This window comes from Kitasatospora sp. NPDC002965 (assembly GCF_040611255.1).
GTDB lineage: Bacteria > Actinomycetota > Actinomycetes > Streptomycetales > Streptomycetaceae > Kitasatospora.
Map to the genome: position 1 here is coordinate 20,163 of NZ_JBEXNT010000052.1, position 16,638 is coordinate 36,800.

Below are 16,638 nucleotides of genomic sequence, written 5' to 3' on the forward strand. Positions count from 1 at the left end.
GGGCGGCCACTGCCGACGTGACACGTGCGTACCCGGGGGCGGTGGCGGGTGCGGGGCGGGTGCTTTCCGGACGGATCGGCCCGTCCGGCGGGTGCGGTCCGGTGGCGGGTCCGGCTCCTCGCGGGTGCTGGTCCCGGGTGGTTCGTCCACCCGGGACCGGGGCCGCTCCGTGGACGGAGGGTTGGCGGATATCGGACGGCGGTCATTGACGGCCGTCCGGTATCCGCTGAGGCTTTCACGCGACCCGCACAACTGGCGCACCGTCACCACACGGCTGCCGCCGGCGGGTTGACCGGCCCACCCGTCTCCGGAAGGACCTTCCGATGCGCCGTACCGCCGCCCTGTTCAGCACCGTTCTGCTCGGAGCCGCCGCCGCGATCGTCGCGCCGGCCGCCACCGCCCAGGCCGCACCTGTCGCACCTGTCGCGCAGGCCGCACCCACCGCGCAGGCCGCGCAGGCCGTACCCGCCGGGCAGGCCGCGCAGGCCGTACCCGCCGGGCAGGCCGGTGCGGAGGTGCTCGCCGGGACCTGCTACGCCTACACCTCCGGCTGGAACGCCTACGGCCAGTGTTCCGGCATCGACCCGCTGCAGACCTGGTACGTCACGGCCACCTGTCAGTACCTCTCCAACGGCCACCCCTACAACCGGTTCGTGAGTAGCTACAGCTGGGTCGGCGACGGCTCCGTCTCGCTGTCGTGCAGCGTCAACGAGACCGCGATGGCGGCCGGTGTGATCGCCGGCCCCAAGCTCCCGCCGCAGCCGGCCGGCCCGATCGGTCAGATCTCCGGGTACGCCGGCAAGTGCGTGGACGTGAAGGGTGCGAGCAGCGCCGACCGCACTCCCGTCCAGATCTACGACTGCAACGGCACCAACGCCCAGCAGTGGAAGATCGCCGTCGACGGCACCGTCCGGGCGCTCAACAAGTGCCTGGACGTCACCGGCGCCGCGACGGCCAACGGCACCAAGGTGCAGCTGTTCACCTGCAACGGCACCGGCGCCCAGCAGTGGCAGGTCCGGGCCGACGGTTCGATCCTCAACCCGCAGTCCGGCCGCTGCCTGGACAACCTGGGCTTCGTCGCCACCAACGGCAACCAGCTCGGCATCTGGGACTGCAACGGCGCGGACAACCAGATCTGGCACGTCCCCTCCTGACCGGGCGCCCGGGCCTCACCGGCCCAGGGTGCCGTGCGCGAGGGTCGAGAGGCCGGCGGTGATCTGCTCGGGGGTGCGGCCGCTGTCGCGCTGGTGGCGGAAGAGTTCGGGGGCGAGCGGGGCGAGGAGCTGGTCGGCGAGCGTCTCCGGGTCCGGCAGGCCGGCCTGCCGGGCGAGGTGGGCGAGGTGCAGCCGCCAGAACGCGTAGGCGCCGGTCCGGAAGCGGGCGATGCCGGTCTCCGCGCCCAGCACCAGGTGGACGTGGGTCTCCAGGAGGTCGACCATCGCCCGGTAGAACGCGGCCAGCCGGTCGGCCGGCGTCGGATGCGCCTCGCCCGCCCCGCCGCCCGGTCCGAGCGGCGGGGCGCCGCGCAGCAGTTGCTCCTGGAGGGCCCGCTCGTGCTCGTCGAGCAGGGCGCGGGCGATCGACGCGCGGTCCGGGTAGCGGCGGTAGAGGGTGCCGCGGCCGATGCCGGCCGCCTTGGCGATGTCGTCCATGGTGACGGCGGCCGGATCGCCCGCCGCGAACAGCCCCTCGGCGGCGGCGAGGACCTTGGCCCGGTTGCGGGCGGCGTCGGCCCGCTCGCGCGGTGGGGGGCCGTCGGCCATCGGGAGTTCCGTCATGGCTTCACCGTAGAGCGAAGTGGACACCTGGTCCACTTCGCTCTACGGTGGACGGCGGACGTAAGTGGACGGAGTGTCCACTTATTGCCCAGGCCCTTCCGTACCCGTCTCCACCCGGGGGTTCACCGTGTCCCACCTCCTGCACCTCGACAGCAGCGCGCGCTCCGACTCCTTCACCCGCCGTCTCGGCGAGGCGTTCGCCGAAGCCTGGCTGGGGGGCGGGGGCGAGGTCACCCACCGCGACCTCGCCGCCGAACCCCTGCCCCCGATCCGCGAGGGCTGGACCCGGATCTGCGACACCCTGCTGCGCGAGGGCATCACCGAGACCGACCGCTACCCCGAGGCCGTCCGCACCGCACAGGAGCAGGAGGCCTGGGCGGTCGTCCGGCCGCTGCTCGACGAACTGGTCGCGGCGGACGTGGTGCTGATCGGGGCGCCGATGTACAACTTCGGCATACCCGCCGCGCTCAAGGCCTGGATCGACCAGGTGACGTTCCCGAAGATGGTCCTCGCCCCGCGGAAGTTCGTGGTCGTCGCCGCCCGCGGCGGCGCCTACGGGCCCGGCACCCCGCGCGCGCCCTTCGACCACAACGGCCGCTACCTGCTCGACTTCTTCCGCGGCCACTACGCGGTCGAGGACGGCGAGGTCATCGCCGCCGAACTGGTCAACTCGCTGGTCGACCCCGCGCTGGCCGGCCGGCTGGCCCAGCACCGGGAGTCGGCCGCCGACGCGCTGTACCGGGCCCAGGAGCTCGGCAACAAGCTCGTCGGCTACCGCATCCCGCGGGCGGGCTGACGCCGTGCCGTGGATCTGGCTGCTGCTGGCGGGAGCGGTGGAGGTCGCCTGGGCGCAGTCCATCAAGCCGACCGAGGGGTTCACCCGGCTCCCGCAGACCGCGCTCTGCCTCGTCCTGATGCTCGGTGCGGTCTACCTGCTGTCGCGCGCGCTCCAGGACCTGCCGGTGGGCACCTCGTACGCCGTCTTCACCGGCATCGGCACGATCGGAGCCGTCCTGACCGGGCTGGTCCTGCGCCACGAGACGCCGTCCCCGGCGGCCCTCGCGGGCCTCGCCCTGATCACCACCGGCCTGGTCACCGTCCACCTCGGCACCACCGACTGAGCCGGGGCCTCCGGATCGATGGTGGTGGCGCACAGTCCCATGTGCATAACCAACATCGATACAGCGGAGGCGTGAATGTCCGTGACGGCCGGGAGTACGACGAGATCGCCGAGATGTTCACCGAGCTCTACCCGGACGTCTCGGTGCCCGAGGGCGCGGGGCGCTGGATCGGGGCGGTGCAGCGTCGGACGGCTCTCACCGGCCGGCACCGGAGCGCTTCCGCGGTCGGCCTCCTGATCGCGGCGACTGCCGCGCACCACGGGCTCACCGTGCTGCACGACGACGCCGACCACCGCACCGTGGCCCGCCACGCCCCCGACCTCGGCGAGCACAGCATCCTGGACCACGCCCGAGCCCGAGCCGCGCTCCGGATCAGGCGGTCAGTGCGGGGGCGGCCGACGCGGTCCGGCGGGCCGCGTCGTAGCGGTGGAGGAGGAGACGGGCGACCTCGGGGGCGGCGCCGAGGACGTCGGCGAGGAGGTCCGCGCCGTCGGCGGCCCCGGCGATGCGGTCGGGGAGACGGCCGGGGGCGAGCAGGTAGGGGGCGACGGCGGTCCGCCGGGCGCCGGCGCGGCGCAGCGCGGCCAGGGCGTCGTGGACGCGGGGGCCGTCGGCGGAGGCGTAGGCGACCTCGACGGCGGCCCAGCCGCGGGTGCGGCGCCACTCGGCGGCGACGGCGCGGGTGGCGGCGTCGGCGGCCGGGTCGGAGGAGCCGGCGGCCGCCAGGACGACGCCGGTGCGGGCCCGGACGGCGGCGGACGCGAGCTCCGGGCCGGCCTCGGTGAGCCGGCGGTCGAGGGCGGCGAGCAGCAGCGGGGACGGGCCGAGGACGTCGGCCGTCGGCAGTCCGGCACCGGCCGCGCGCAGGGCGGCGGGGATGTCGTGCTTGGCGTGGAACGCGCGGTTGAGGAGCAGCGGCACGGCCACCGCGGCGGAGCCGAGCCGGGAGACGACCTGCGGGATCCGCGGGGCGCAGTGGTCCAGGTAGGCGGTGGCGACGTCGAGGCCGGGGCGCAGCGCGCGGACCCGGGCGACCAGGTCGGCGACGGTGGCGGCGTGCCGGGCGTCGCGGCTGCCGTGGGCGATCAGCAGCAGGGCGGGGCTGCCCGCCGCCACCGGGGTGGCGGGGGCGGCGGACAGCCGGCCTTCGTTCATGCGGAGCGGCCTTACTTGACGGCGGCCAGCAGGCCGCGGTTGCGCAGGACCCGGCGCTCGACCGGGGTGAAGACGAGGAGTTCGATGGCGATGCCGACGAACAGGATGAGGATGATGCCGAGCAGGACGCCGGCCATGTCCGAGAACTCGCGCTGGTTCTCCAGGTACCGGCCGAGGCCGAGGCCCAGGTCGGGGGAGGAGGCGACGAGTTCGGCAGCCATCAGCGAGCGCCAGGAGAACGCCCAGCCCTGCTTGAGTCCGGCCAGGTAGCCGGGGAGCGCGGCGGGGAGCAGGATGTGGCGGGCGCCGGTCAGGCCGGTGGCGCCGATGGTGCGCCCGGCCCGCAGGAACAGCGGCGGCACCTGGTCGATGCCGGCCACCAGGCCGTTGGCGATGGACGGGACGGCGCCGAGCAGGATGACCGCGTACATCATCGAGTCGTTGATGCCGAGCCAGATGACGGCGGCCGGCACCCAGGCGACCGAGGGCAGTGACTGGAGGCCGGAGAGGACCGGTCCGAGAGCGGCCCGGATCGGCTTGACCCGGGAGACCAGCAGGCCGATCGGGGTGCCGATGATGACGGCGACGACGAAGCCGGAGAGGCCGCGCCAGACGCTGGTCCAGATGATCGAGAACAGCGTGCCGGCCGACCACAGGTCCGTGGCGGCCTGCCAGACGTCGGCCGGGCTGGGCAGCTTGTAGGAGCTGGTGATCTCCAGGCTGTAGGCGCCCTGCCACAGGGCGAGCACCAGGAGCACGCCGAGCAGCGGCGGCAGCGCCTTCTGCCGCAGGGTGTCCGCGACCGAGCTGCCCTGGGTGCTGACGGCGTCGAGCGCGTCGAGGCCGGCGCCGACGTCGGCACTGTCCGCACCGGGGGCCTTGTCCAGGGTGGCCCGGCTGGTGGGCGTGGTGTCAGTGCTGGCCATGGCGGCGGATCTCCCCACGCAGTTCTTCGGTGATCTCGATGGACAGGTCGGCCACGCCGGAGGACTCGATCCGGCGCGGCTGCGGGAGGTCGATCCGCCACTCGCGGGCGACCCGGCCGGGGCGCGAGGAGAGCAGCACCACGCGCTGGGCGAGCCGGACGGCCTCCCGCACGTTGTGGGTGACGAAGAGGACGGAGAGCTTGCGCTCGGCCCAGATGCGGGTGATCTCGTCGTGCAGGACGTCGCGGGTGATGGCGTCGAGGGCGGCGAACGGCTCGTCCATGAGCAGCAGCGAGCTGCCCTGGGCGAGCGCGCGGGCCAGGGCGACGCGCTGGCGCATGCCGCCGGAGAGCTCGTGCACGCGCTTGCCGTGGGAGCCCTGGAGGCGGACGAGTTCGAGCAGCCGCTCGGCCTCGGCGCGGCGCTCGGCCCGGGGGACACCGGCGAGCTTGAGGGCGAGTTCGATGTTCTTTCCGGCCGTGAGCCAGGGGAAGAGCGCGTGTTCCTGGAACATCAGCGCGGGGCGTCCCCCGGGTACCTCGATGGTGCCCGCGGTGGGCGCGTCGAGGCCGGCGACCAGGTTGAGCAGGGTGGACTTGCCGCAGCCCGAGGCGCCGAGCAGCGTGACGAACTCGCCCGGTGCGACATCGAGGGTGATGTCGTCCAGGACGTGCGTCTGCGCGCCGGGGCGGCCGAAGGACTTGTGCACGTGCGATATCCGGACGGCGGGCGCGCCGTTCCGGGTGCCGACGCCGGGGGCGTCGTCCGAGGTGGTCAGTGCCGGGGTCATCCGGGCACCTCCTGCGTGGTGTGGTCATGGGCCCCTCCGGCCCGCCGGCGGGCCGTGGAGGGGTGGTGGCGAAGGGAGCCGGGGTCCGGGCCCCCGCCCGCACCGTGCTCGGGGCATCGAGCGGGCACGGGGCCTGGGCGGGCGGGGGGTCCGGACCGCGGGGCTTGAACGCGGTGGGCACGCTGCAGGCGCGCCCACCGGTGCCGTGGGGGGTGTTACTTGGTGCCGAGTCCGGCGTCCGCCACGGTGGTCTGGCCCTTCTCCTTGAGCACCTTGTTGAGCAGGGTGAGGTCGTAGATCCCGCTCAGGTTCGGCTTCTTGAGCAGACCGGCGGTCACCGCGTTGTCGGCCTCGGTCTGCAGGGTGGCGGCCAGCGGGTCGTCCAGGAAGTCGATGTCGGCCCACGCGGGGTCGAGGATGGCGGCCTCCAGGGCGTTGCCGGCCTCCTTCTTGATGGCCTCGTTGGCGATGGCCTTGGCCTTGTCCGGGTTGGCCTTGATGAAGGCGTTGGTGGTCACCGAGCCGCGCAGGACGGCCTCGACCACGTCGGGGTGCTCGGCCAGGAACTTCTGCGAGACGATGATGTTGGTGATCACGAACTGCTTGTTCGGCCAGATGTCCTTCTCGTTGAGGAGGACCTTCGCGCCGAGGGTGACCAGCTTGGACGCGGTCGGCTCCGGCACCCAGGCGCCGTCGATCGAGCCCTGCTTGTAGGCGTCCGGGGTGACCTTGTTGTCCGAGCGGACCACGCTGACGTCGCCGGCGCCGGACTGGGCGTCGACCTTGTAGCCCTTGCCGGCCAGGTAGTTGAGGAGCGCCACGTCCTGGGTGTTGCCCAGCTGCGGGGTGGCGATCTTCTTGCCCTTGAGGTCGTCCAGGGTGGCGATCTTCTCCGGGTTGACCACCAGTTTGACGCCACCGGAGGCCGAACCGCCGATGATCTTCAGCGACTTGCCCTCGGACTTGGTGTAGCCGTTGATCGCGGGGGAGGGGCCGATCCAGCCGATGTCGATGGAGCCGGCGTTGAGCGCCTCGATCTCGGCCGGGCCCGCGTTGAAGACCTGGGTCTTGATCTGGGTGGCGCCGAGCTCCTTCTGGAGGATGCCCTCCTGGAGGCCGACCAGCGGGGTGCCGTGGGTGAGGTTGGCGAAGTAGCCGATCTTCACCGAGTCGGCGGAGAGCTTGGCGGCGCTGGCGGAACCGGCGGCAGCGGTGCTGGGCTTGCTGTCGTCGCTCTTCGAGCCGTAGCCGCAGGCGGAGAGCAGGGTCACGGCGGTCAGCCCGGCCACGGCTGCGGCGGCGGAGCGTCTGATCCGGCCGGCGCCGGGATGTGCCGGGCTATGCGGCTGGTGGGCGTGCGGGAGCGCCTGGTGCGGTGCCATGGTGGAAGTCCTTCTCGCGGACGGACCGCCGGGATGCGGTCTCGGGGCGGACAACGGTCAGGGTGGTGCTTGCGGCATCGAGTGATGCGGGGCAAGCCGGGTCGGCACTGCTGTTCCGGCTGTGGGGCGGAACAGTGACCGGCCCGGTGACAGGGCTGTTGTCAGCCCTGTCGGCTCACACATCGCGTCAGGCCGCCCTGGCCGCTGCCGAGGACGCCGCTGCCTATGCGGCCGCCTTCCTTGTCCATGCCCGAGAACGCCTCGCTGGGCATCAGACCCAGTCCTCCTCGTCCGGTGTGTCGGAAGCGTCGTTGCTGCGTACGGTGTCGAACGCCTCGCCCGCCATGCCGGCGGTGAGGGTGGTGCCGTCGGCCGGGTCGATCAGCAGGAACGACCCGGTCAGACGGTTGTCGGAGTAGCCGTCGAGCGTCAGCGGTTCGGCGGTGCGGAGCACCACGTGGCCGATGTCGTTGACGTTCAGGCCGTCGGCGCCGGAGCCCTGTTCGAGCTTCCCGTCGCGGATCGGCGCGGTGATGTCGATCCGGTAGGAGATCTCCTTGACCAGCGCGCGGACCGTGCGGGTGGTGTGCTTGAGCAGCACCTTGTCGCCGGCCCGCAGCGGGCGCTCGCTGAGGTGGCTGACGGTGGCCTCGATGTCCTTGGTCGGGACGGGGGCCGGGCCGGCCGCGATCAGGTCGCCGCGGGAGATGTCGAGGTCGTCGGCGAGGCGGACGGTCACCGACTGGGGGGCCCAGGCGGCGTCGGTCTCCCGGCCGAGCGCGTCGATGCCCACGACCGTGGTGGTGTGGCCGGAGGGCAGCACCGTCACCGGGTCGCCGACCCGCAGCACGCCGGAGGCCAACTGCCCCGCGTAGCCGCGGTAGTCGGGGTGGTCCTCGGTCTGCGGGCGGATCACGTACTGGACCGGGAAGCGGACCGGCTCGATGCTCGGGTCGCTGCCGACCGGGACGGTCTCCAGGTGCTCCAGCAGGGTCGGACCGCCGTACCAGTCCATGTGCGCGGAGGGCTCGACGACGTTGTCCCCGGCCAGGGCCGAGATCGGGACGGCCACCACGTCCTTGACGCCGAGCGAGGCGGCGTAGGCGGTGAACTCCTCCGCGATGGCGGCGAACACGGGCTCCGCGTACTCGACGAGGTCCATCTTGTTGACGGCCAGCACGACGTGCGGCACGCGCAGCAGCGCGGCGACGGCGGCGTGCCGGCGGGTCTGCTCGACCACGCCGTTGCGGGCGTCCACCAGGACGACGGCGAGCTCCGCCGTGGAGGCGCCGGTCACCATGTTCCGGGTGTACTGCACGTGCCCCGGGGTGTCGGCGAGGATGAACCGCCGCCGCGGGGTGGCGAAGTAGCGGTACGCGACGTCGATGGTGATGCCCTGCTCGCGCTCGGCGCGCAGGCCGTCGGTGAGCAGCGCGAGGTCGGGCGTCTCCTGGCCGCGGCTGCGGGAGGCGTGCTCGACGGCCTCCAGCTGGTCGGCCAGCACCGACTTGGAGTCGTGCAGCAGGCGGCCCACCAGGGTGGACTTGCCGTCGTCGACGGAGCCGGCGGTGGCGAAGCGCAGCAGCGAGGTGGCGGTGGTTTCCTGGGTGGTGCTCATTAGAAGTATCCCTCGCGCTTGCGGTCTTCCATCGCGGCCTCGGAGAGCTTGTCGTCGGCGCGGGTGGCGCCGCGCTCGGTGAGGCGGCTGGCCGCGATCTCGACGATGACGGCCCGGATGTCGGTCGCGTCCGAGTCGACGGCGCCGGTGCAGGACATGTCACCGACGGTCCGGTAGCGGATCAGGCGCCGCTCGACCGGCTCGCTCTCCTTGGGGCCGCCCCACTCGCCGGCGGTCAGCCACATGCCGTCGCGGGCGAAGACGTCGCGCTCGTGGGCGTAGTAGATCTCCGGGAGCTCGATGGACTCGCGCTCGATGTACTGCCAGACGTCCAGCTCGGTCCAGTTGGAGAGCGGGAAGACGCGGACGTGCTCGCCGACCGCGTGCCGGCCGTTGTAGAGCGACCACAGCTCGGGGCGCTGGCGGCGCGGGTCCCAGGCGCCGAACTCGTCGCGCAGCGAGAAGACGCGCTCCTTGGCGCGGGCCTTCTCCTCGTCGCGGCGTCCGCCGCCGAAGACGGCGTCGAAGCGGCCCGTCTCGATGGCGTCCAGCAGCGGGACGGTCTGCAGCGGGTTGCGGGTGCCGTCGGGGCGCTCGCGCAGCCGGCCGTCGTCGATGAAGTCCTGGACGTGGGCGACGTGCAGGCGCAGGTTGTGCTCGGCCACCACGCGGTCGCGGTAGGCGATGACCTCGGGGAAGTTGTGGCCGGTGTCGACGTGCAGCAGCGAGAACGGGACGGCGGCCGGCCAGAAGGCCTTGAGCGCCAGGTGCAGCATGACGATGGAGTCCTTGCCGCCCGAGAACAGGATCACCGGGCGCTCGAACTCCCCCGCGACCTCGCGGAAGATGTGCACCGACTCAGCCTCCAGCGTGTCCAGGTGGGACAGCGTGAAGGCCCCCCCGGCGTTCTGGTCGGGGTCGTCGGCCTGCACCGGGTTCTGGGTCGCGGTGGTCATGCGAGGCCCCTCTCGGTCAGGAAGGCGTGCAGCTCCGCGGCGGACTCGGCCACCGCGCGGCCCTGCGTCTGCAGGCGCAGCTCCGGATGCTCCGGCGCCTCGTACGGGTCGTCAACCCCTGTCAGGCCGGAGATCTCGCCGGCGGCCTGCTTCGCGTAGAGCCCCTTGACGTCGCGCTCGGCGCAGAGCTCGACCGGAGTGGCGACGTGGATCTCCAGGAAGTCCGTGCCGTTCGCGGCGTGCCGCTCGCGGACGGCGGTGCGGGAGTCGGCGAACGGCGCGATCACCGGGGCGAGCACCTTGACGCCGTTGGCGGCGAGCTTCTCGGCGACGAAGCCGATCCGGGTGACGTTGGTGTGCCGGTCCTCGCGGGAGAACCCGAGGCCCTTGGAGAGGAACTCGCGGATCTCGTCGCCGTCCAGCACCTCCACCCGGTGGCCCTCGGCGCGCAGCCGCTCGGCCAGGGCGAAGGCCAGCGTGGTCTTGCCCGCGCTCGGCAGCCCGGTCAGCCACACGGTGGCGCCGCGCTCGCAGGGGGCGGCCGCACGGGCCGCCTCTGCGGCTCTCTCGGCGACCGGGGTGTGGACTGTGCTCACGGTGACTTCTCCAGACGGAAGGGGTGTTGACGATCGATCATGTGCGGCAGGGGTGGCACGGAGGATGCCCGGAGGTGGCTCAGAGGTGAATGCCGCACTCGGTCTTGCCGGTGCCGGACCAGCGGCCCGCCCGGGCGTCCTCGCCCTCCCCGGGCTTGCGGGTGCAGGAGAGCGGCGAACAGCCGATCGACGTGTAGCCCTCCCACAGCAGGGGGTTGAGCAGCACGCCGTTGGCGTTGACGTAGGCGTCCACGTCCTCCTGCGTCCACCGGGCGATCGGGGCGATCTTGACCTTGCGGCGCCGGGCGTCCCAGGAGACCACCGGGGTGCCGGCGCGGGCCGGTGAGTCGTCGCGGCGCAGCCCGGTGGCCCAGGCGTCGTAGCCGCCGAGGCCGCGGTTGAGCGGCTCGACCTTCCGCAGCGAGCAGCACAGGTCCGGGTCGCGGTCGTGCAGGTGCGGCCCGTGCAGGGCGTCCTGCTCGGCCACGGTCAGCGCCGGGGTGAGCGTGATGACGTTGACCGGCATCACCGCCGCCACCGCGTCCCGGGTGCCGATGGTCTCCGGGAAGTGGTAGCCGGTGTCCAGGAAGACCACGTCCACGCCGGGGAAGACGGAGGAGGCGAGGTGGGCGACGACCGCGTCCTCCATGGAGGAGGTGACGCAGAACCGCTTGCCGAAGGTGTCGGCGGCCCAGCGCAGGATCTCCTGCGGGGTGGCCTCCTCCAGCTCCCGGCCGGCCTGCTCGGCCAGCGCCCGGTAGTCATCAGTGGTCGCGGTGGTCATGCGGTGCGCTCCCCCCACTGGTCCGACTCGCGTTGTCCTGGTCGCCGTCGCCCTGGGCCCCACCGGTCTGGTTCCCACCGGTCCGGGCGCCGTCGGCCTGGGCCCCGTTGGCGGGGGAGAGCAGGCCGAGGAACTTCAGCTGGAAGGCCCGGCGGCAGCCGTGGCACTCCCAGGCGCCGTGTCCGACCTCGGAGGGGCGCAGGTCCTCGTCACCGCAGTACGGGCAGAAGAACGGTGCGGCGCGCTCGCTCACGACAGCTGCTCCTCGCCGGCCCTGGCCGCCCACTGGGCGAACCGCTCGCCCTCGGCGCGGTCGGCTTGGTACCGGGTCAGGACGCGCTCGACGTAGTCGGGCAGGCCGTCCTTGGTGACCTTGAGGCCGCGGACCTTGCGGCCGAAGCCGGCCTCCAGTCCGAGCGCGCCGCCCAGGTGGACCTGGTAGCCCTCGACCTGGTTGCCCTGCTCGTCGGTCACCAGCTGGCCCTTGAGACCGATGTCGGCGACCTGGATGCGGGCACAGGCGTTCGGGCAGCCGTTGATGTTGATGGTCAGCGGCTCCTCGAAGTCGGGGAGGCGCTTCTCCAGCTCGTCGATGAGCGTGCGGCCGCGCTCCTTGGTCTCGACGATGGCGAGCTTGCAGTACTCGATGCCGGTGCAGGCCATGGTGCCGCGGCGGAACGGGGAGGGCGTGACCCGCAGGTCCAGCGCCTCCAGGCCGGCCACCAGCGACTCGACCCGGTCCTCGGTGATGTCGAGGACGAGCATCTTCTGCTCGGCGGTGGTGCGCAGGCGGTCGCTGCCGTGGGCCTCGGCGAGGTCGGCGATCTGTCCGAGCAGCTTGCCGTCGACCCGGCCGACGCGCGGCGCGAAGCCGACGTAGTAGCGGCCGTCCTTCTGCCGGTGCACCCCGACGTGGTCGCGCCAGCGGCCGGCGGGCTCCGCCGGGGCGGGGCCGTCGACCAGCTGGTACTTGAGGTACTCGTCCTCCAGCACCTGGCGGAACTTCTCCACGCCCCAGTCGGCGACCAGGAACTTCAGCCGGGCGCGGTTGCGCAGCCGGCGGTAGCCGTAGTCGCGGAAGATGCCGATCACGCCGCCGTAGACGTCGGCGACCTCGTCGAGCGGGACCCACGCGCCGAGCCGCACGCCGAGCTTGGGGTTGGTGGAGAGGCCGCCGCCGACCCAGAGGTCGAAGCCGGGGCCGTGCTCGGGGTGGACGACGCCGACGAAGGCGATGTCGTTGATCTCGTGCGCGACGTCCAGCAGCGGGGAGCCGGAGACGGCGGACTTGAACTTGCGCGGCAGGTTGGAGAAGTCCTTGTTGCCGATGAACCGGCGCTGGATCTCGTCGATGGCGGAGGTGCCGTCGATGATCTCGTCCTCGGCGATGCCGGCCACCGGGGAGCCGAGGATGACGCGGGGGGTGTCACCGCAGGCCTCGGTGGTGGAGAGGCCGACGGCCTCCAGCTTCTGCCAGATGGAGGGGACGTCCTCGATCCGGATCCAGTGGTACTGGACGTTCTGCCGGTCGGTCAGGTCGGCGGTGTTGCGGCCGTACTCCTGCGAGACCTCGGCGACGGCGCGGAGCTGGGCGACGGTCAGCCGGCCGCCGTCGATGCGGACGCGGAGCATGAAGTACTCGGCGTCGAGCTCGTGCGGGTCGAGGATCGCGGTCTTGCCGCCGTCGATGCCTTCCTTGCGCTGGGTGTAGAGACCCCACCAGCGCATCCGGCCGCGCAGGTCGGCCGGGTCGATCGAGTCGAAGCCCCGGTGCGCGTAGATCGTCTCAATACGTGTCCGCACGTTGAGACCGTCGTCGTCCTTCTTGAACTGCTCGTTGGCGTTCAGAGGGGTGAAGTGGCCCATGCCCCACTGGCCCTCACCGCGGTGACGGGTCACCTTGCGAGGCGCGGCGGGGCGTCGCGCGGGGGCGGCGTCGGCCGTGGGCTCGGCGGTCTCGGGAGTGGTGGCCATGGTGAAGTCCTTCGGGGCAGGTGGCTCTGACGCCGGGTGGGTCGCTGGACGAGCTCGGCGGTTCGGTGCTGCTGTGACCTGCGGGTTCTCAAGGCCTGCGATGCAGTGACCGGCTGACCGGGCGGGCGCCTGCGCGTCCGCTGCGGCGGGGACGGCGAGGTGGTGGCGCCGGGTGCGGTGGGTGGCGGCGGGGTGGGGCTCAGGTCACCGGACAGATGGCGCTGGACACGCGAAGGAGATCGACGTGAAGTCGACCTACTAGGGTGGTTCCGGCGCTCGGCATGGCAAGAGATTCGCACGGAGCACGACTCGCGGTCCACTAACGTCCGTATTCTGGACCAGAAGGTTTCGAATGCTGAGATGTCGGAGCGTTCCCGCCGCTCCCCGTTCCGGGCCCCTCGGCAGATCGTCGACGGACGGTCGGCACGGCCTCGCCCCGGGGCCGGCGCGAGGCCGGCAGGTGGTCGGCGGGTGGTCGGCGGGTGTTCGGGAAGTGTCCGGCGCGCGGCCGCCGCGGGTCGGACGACGGGTCGAACGGCGGCTCCGCGCCACGGGAGATCAGTGGACCGGCCACGGCCCGATACCGTTAGCCCTGTGCAAGCAGCAGGCGAAACGACCAGACCGAACCCCGAGCGGCCCTCCCGTCGTCGGGGCAAGGGCTCCCGGCGGGCGGCCAGACAGGTCACCTGGCGGTCCACCACCTGGGCCCTGGTCAAGGACACCACCAACACCTGTGTCGAGTACCGGGTCACCGGCCTCGCGGCGGAGGCGGCGTTCTTCACCCTCCTCTCCATCCCACCCCTGCTGCTCTGCCTCGCCGGCACCCTCGGCTACCTCGACGACTTCCTCGGCGCCGGCACCATCGACAACCTCAAGGCCGACATCGTCAAGGCCGCGGGGACCGTCCTCTCCGACTCCTCGATCACCGAGGTCGTGCAGCCGCTGCTGGGCCAGGTCTTCGACCAGACCCGGCCCGACCTGATCTCGATCGGCTTCCTGCTCTCGCTCTGGTCCGGATCCCGGGCGCTCTACATCTTCATCGACACCATCACCGTGATGTACGGGCTCGACGGCAAGCGGGGCATCGTCAAGACCCGGCTGATGTCGCTCGGCCTCTACCTGGGCGCCCTGGTCATCGGCTCGCTGGTGCTGCCGCTGCTGATGGCCGGGCCCGGGCTGGTGATGAACGCCGTCCCGGAGATCGCCGGGCTGGTCAACGCCGCCTACTGGCCGTTCGCCATCCTGCTGCTGATCGTCTCGCTGACGACCCTCTACCACCTCGCCGTGCCGGTCTCCACGCCCTGGCGGGAGGACATCCCCGGGGCCCTGGTCGCGCTGGTGGTGCTGGTCTTCTGCAGCGTCGCGCTCCGCCTCTACCTGGTCAGCTCCATCGAGGGCCACTCGGTGTACGGCTCGCTGGCCGCCCCGGTCGCCGTCCTGCTCTGGATCTTCGTGGTGGCGCTCGCGGTGCTCATCGGCGCCGCGATGAACGCGGCCATAGACCGCCGCTGGCCCACCCTGGAGACGGCCGACGCCCGGGCCGAGAACGAGCGCGCCCACGAGGAGGCGGCCGCCGCGGTGGTCCGCGAGGTGGCCGCCCGCCGTGCCGTCGAGCGGGCCCGCCGGGCGCGTGAGCTCGGCCTCGCCGAGGGCGGCGAGGAGGAGCACTGGGAGGACGAGGGCGAGGAGGTCGACGTCCCCTCCGAGTACCCCGAGCGGTGGGCCGACGTGCTGGCCGCCGACAACGTCCGCGGCCGGATCGCCGCGCGCGGGGGCGGTCCGCACCACCGGCCCGCGCCACCCCCGCCGGACAGCGACCGGCCGGTCGCACCGCCCCCGGAGTACCCGCTGCCCAGCCACCCGCCCCGCCCGCCGTGGGACCGGCGCTGAGGCGGGTCCCACCCCGGGACGCGGGCGGACCCGGGGCGGGGCGGCGGCGGGGGCGGGACGGCGCCGGGCTCGCGTCCGGGTCCGGGACCGGCTTCGGGACCGGCTTCGGGGCAGGGTCGGGGCCGGGTTCGTCGCGGTGAATCCGCCGGTGAAAAACCGGTTGGCAGGCGGGGGCGGCTTGGCTACGGTGTGAGTCGTCCGGTTCGGGCCGTGCCAATGCCGGTCCGAGGAGAGAAAGCAGGAGGTGGGTCCCATGGCCACGACTGTCATGACGGCTGCCCTGGGCAGCGCCCGCATCCACCTCTCCCTGCCGGCCGTCGGCTGACGTAGCCCCTCGCACGTGCAGCCGCAGCCCGGCGGGATCACTTTCCTCCCGAAGGGCCCACTGCGTTGTTCAACGCTGCCTCCGCTTCCGTTTCCTCTTCTCTTCCCGTCTCCTCCTCCCCCGAGGACTCCCCGCTGGCCGGGTACGGCTGGACGGCCGAGCTCGACGACCTGTTCGCGCCCCTCGCCGAGGCCGGTCTGACGCCTGCCCGGATCGTCCGGGTCGACCGTGGCCAGTGCGACGCCGTCCTGACCGACCCGGAGACCGGCACGCTGCGTACCGTCCGGGCCGACACCCGGCCGGTCGGCGACGCCGACATGATCAACTGCCCCTGCACCGGGGACTGGGCCGCCGTCGACCTCGCGGCCCGGCCGATGGCCACCGTCGTGGCGCTGCTGCCGCGGTCCACCGCGATCATCCGCAAGGTCGCGGGCAAGCGCTCCGACGGCCAGGTGCTGGCCGCCAACGTCGACACCGTGGTGATCGCCGCGTCGCTCGCCGCCGAGCCCGACCTGGGCCGGATCGAGCGCTTCCTCGCCCTCGCCTGGGAGTCCGGCGCCGAGCCGCTGGTCGCGCTCACCAAGGCCGACCTGGTCGACGACGCCGACTTCATCCGGGCCGACGTCGAGGCCGCGGCGCCCGGCGTCACCGTGCTGGTGGTCAGCGCCGAGACCGGCGAGGGGGTGGACGTGCTGCGCGCCTGCACGCCCGGCACCACCGCCGTGATCGGACAGTCCGGCGTCGGCAAGTCCACCCTGACCAACGTGCTCGCCGGGGCCGACGTGATGGCCGTCCAGCAGGCCCGCGCCGTCGACCAGAAGGGCCGGCACACCACCACCACGCGCGAGCTGGTCCCGCTGCCCGGCGGCGGCGTGCTGATCGACACGCCCGGTCTCCGCGAGGTCGGCCTCTACGGCGGCGAGGGCGTGGCACTCGCCTTCGCCGACATCGAGGAGCTGGCCGAGGACTGCCGCTTCCACGACTGCAACCACCACACCGAGCCCGGTTGCGCGGTGATCGCCGCGCTGGCCGAAGGGAGCCTCCCGGAGCGTCGGCTGGAGAGCTACCGCAAGCTCCAGCGGGAGGGCGAGTGGATCGCCTCCCGCTCGGACGCCCGGCTCGCGTCGGCCCGGCTGAAGAAGTGGAAGACCATCACCAAGTCGATGCGCGCGGCGGGAGGTCCCGTGAAGCGGTGACGTCCTGCTCCGCGGCCGGTCGGCCGCCGGCCGGTCGGTGGTGGGTGGTGGGTGGCGGCGGGCGGCGGGTCCCCCGGGGGCTCGTCCCTCCGCCCCGCCGACCGTGGCCGCCCAGCCGCCGGCCTGCCCCGTTGACGCCGGCCCGCC

General features: G+C 72.8%; 17 protein-coding genes. 5 read left to right on the forward strand and 12 right to left on the reverse strand.

Features of this window, described 5'->3' with window-relative positions; all coding sequences use genetic code 11:
- Positions 1-323 precede the first annotated feature (323 nt).
- Positions 324-1,154: a ricin-type beta-trefoil lectin domain protein gene (locus ABZY91_RS20900; protein ID WP_355404290.1), complete on the forward strand. Its 831-nt coding sequence runs from the start codon at positions 324-326 to the stop codon at positions 1,152-1,154.
- Positions 1,155-1,169: 15 nt separating this feature from the next.
- On the opposite strand, the gene ABZY91_RS20905 is transcribed toward ABZY91_RS20900, so the two are convergent.
- Positions 1,170-1,778 carry a helix-turn-helix domain-containing protein gene (locus ABZY91_RS20905; protein WP_355404293.1) on the reverse strand — a complete coding sequence of 203 codons (609 nt, stop codon included), beginning with the start codon at positions 1,776-1,778 and terminating at the stop codon, positions 1,170-1,172.
- 127 nt (positions 1,779-1,905) lie between these two features.
- On the opposite strand from ABZY91_RS20905, the gene ABZY91_RS20910 reads away from it, so the two are divergent.
- Together ABZY91_RS20910 and ABZY91_RS20915 are read left to right on the forward strand one after the other, a co-directional pair.
- Positions 1,906-2,574: an NAD(P)H-dependent oxidoreductase gene (locus ABZY91_RS20910; RefSeq protein ID WP_355404295.1), complete on the forward strand. Its 669-nt coding sequence runs from the start codon at positions 1,906-1,908 to the stop codon at positions 2,572-2,574.
- A gap of 4 nt (positions 2,575-2,578) precedes the next feature.
- Positions 2,579-2,899, forward strand: coding sequence for a multidrug efflux SMR transporter (locus tag ABZY91_RS20915; protein WP_329881904.1), 321 nt, complete (start codon positions 2,579-2,581; stop codon positions 2,897-2,899).
- Between the two features lie 372 nt (positions 2,900-3,271).
- Here the strand turns inward: ABZY91_RS20915 and ABZY91_RS20920 are convergent, their stop codons facing one another.
- From ABZY91_RS20920 to ABZY91_RS20970, 11 genes are all read right to left on the reverse strand, one after another.
- Positions 3,272-4,054: a CbiX/SirB N-terminal domain-containing protein gene (locus tag ABZY91_RS20920; RefSeq protein ID WP_355404297.1), complete on the reverse strand. Its 783-nt coding sequence runs from the start codon at positions 4,052-4,054 to the stop codon at positions 3,272-3,274.
- An 11-nt stretch (positions 4,055-4,065) separates the two neighbouring features.
- A complete protein-coding gene (locus ABZY91_RS20925) occupies positions 4,066-4,980 on the reverse strand; it encodes an ABC transporter permease (RefSeq protein WP_355404298.1) in 915 nt (304 codons plus the stop codon).
- Positions 4,967-5,770: an ABC transporter ATP-binding protein gene (locus tag ABZY91_RS20930; protein WP_329952128.1), complete on the reverse strand. Its 804-nt coding sequence runs from the start codon at positions 5,768-5,770 to the stop codon at positions 4,967-4,969. Before ABZY91_RS20930 ends, ABZY91_RS20925 begins: the two co-directional genes overlap by 14 nt.
- A gap of 215 nt (positions 5,771-5,985) precedes the next feature.
- Complete coding sequence (locus ABZY91_RS20935; RefSeq protein WP_355404300.1) at positions 5,986-7,152, reverse strand: aliphatic sulfonate ABC transporter substrate-binding protein; 1,167 nt, start codon at positions 7,150-7,152, stop codon at positions 5,986-5,988.
- A 271-nt stretch (positions 7,153-7,423) separates the two neighbouring features.
- Complete coding sequence (locus ABZY91_RS20940; protein ID WP_355404302.1) at positions 7,424-8,770, reverse strand: GTP-binding protein; 1,347 nt, start codon at positions 8,768-8,770, stop codon at positions 7,424-7,426.
- Positions 8,770-9,726: a sulfate adenylyltransferase subunit CysD gene (cysD, locus tag ABZY91_RS20945; RefSeq protein WP_329952131.1), complete on the reverse strand. Its 957-nt coding sequence runs from the start codon at positions 9,724-9,726 to the stop codon at positions 8,770-8,772. Before cysD ends, ABZY91_RS20940 begins: the two co-directional genes overlap by 1 nt.
- Positions 9,723-10,322, reverse strand: coding sequence for an adenylyl-sulfate kinase (cysC, locus tag ABZY91_RS20950; RefSeq protein WP_329881912.1), 600 nt, complete (start codon positions 10,320-10,322; stop codon positions 9,723-9,725). The genes cysD and cysC overlap by 4 nt, the downstream gene beginning before the upstream one ends.
- A 79-nt stretch (positions 10,323-10,401) precedes the next feature.
- Positions 10,402-11,106 carry a phosphoadenylyl-sulfate reductase gene (locus ABZY91_RS20955; RefSeq protein ID WP_355404304.1) on the reverse strand — a complete coding sequence of 235 codons (705 nt, stop codon included), beginning with the start codon at positions 11,104-11,106 and terminating at the stop codon, positions 10,402-10,404.
- Complete coding sequence (locus ABZY91_RS20960; RefSeq protein WP_355404337.1) at positions 11,087-11,359, reverse strand: hypothetical protein; 273 nt, start codon at positions 11,357-11,359, stop codon at positions 11,087-11,089. Before ABZY91_RS20960 ends, ABZY91_RS20955 begins: the two co-directional genes overlap by 20 nt.
- Positions 11,356-13,080, reverse strand: coding sequence for a nitrite/sulfite reductase (locus tag ABZY91_RS20965; RefSeq protein ID WP_329881914.1), 1,725 nt, complete (start codon positions 13,078-13,080; stop codon positions 11,356-11,358). The genes ABZY91_RS20960 and ABZY91_RS20965 overlap by 4 nt, the downstream gene beginning before the upstream one ends.
- Before the next feature lie 199 nt (positions 13,081-13,279).
- Positions 13,280-13,363 (reverse strand): putative leader peptide, encoded by an 84-nt coding sequence (locus ABZY91_RS20970; protein WP_310593185.1) that lies wholly within the window; start codon positions 13,361-13,363, stop codon positions 13,280-13,282.
- A gap of 311 nt (positions 13,364-13,674) precedes the next feature.
- Between ABZY91_RS20970 and ABZY91_RS20975 the strand changes: the two genes are divergently transcribed.
- The gene (locus tag ABZY91_RS20975; RefSeq protein WP_355404307.1) at positions 13,675-14,970 is read left to right on the forward strand and encodes a YihY/virulence factor BrkB family protein; all 1,296 of its coding nucleotides are present in this window, start codon (positions 13,675-13,677) and stop codon (positions 14,968-14,970) included.
- Positions 14,971-15,360: 390 nt separating this feature from the next.
- Entirely contained in the window at positions 15,361-16,491 is a 1,131-nt protein-coding gene (gene rsgA / locus ABZY91_RS20980; protein WP_355404309.1) for a ribosome small subunit-dependent GTPase A, read from the forward strand.
- Positions 16,492-16,638 lie beyond the last annotated feature (147 nt).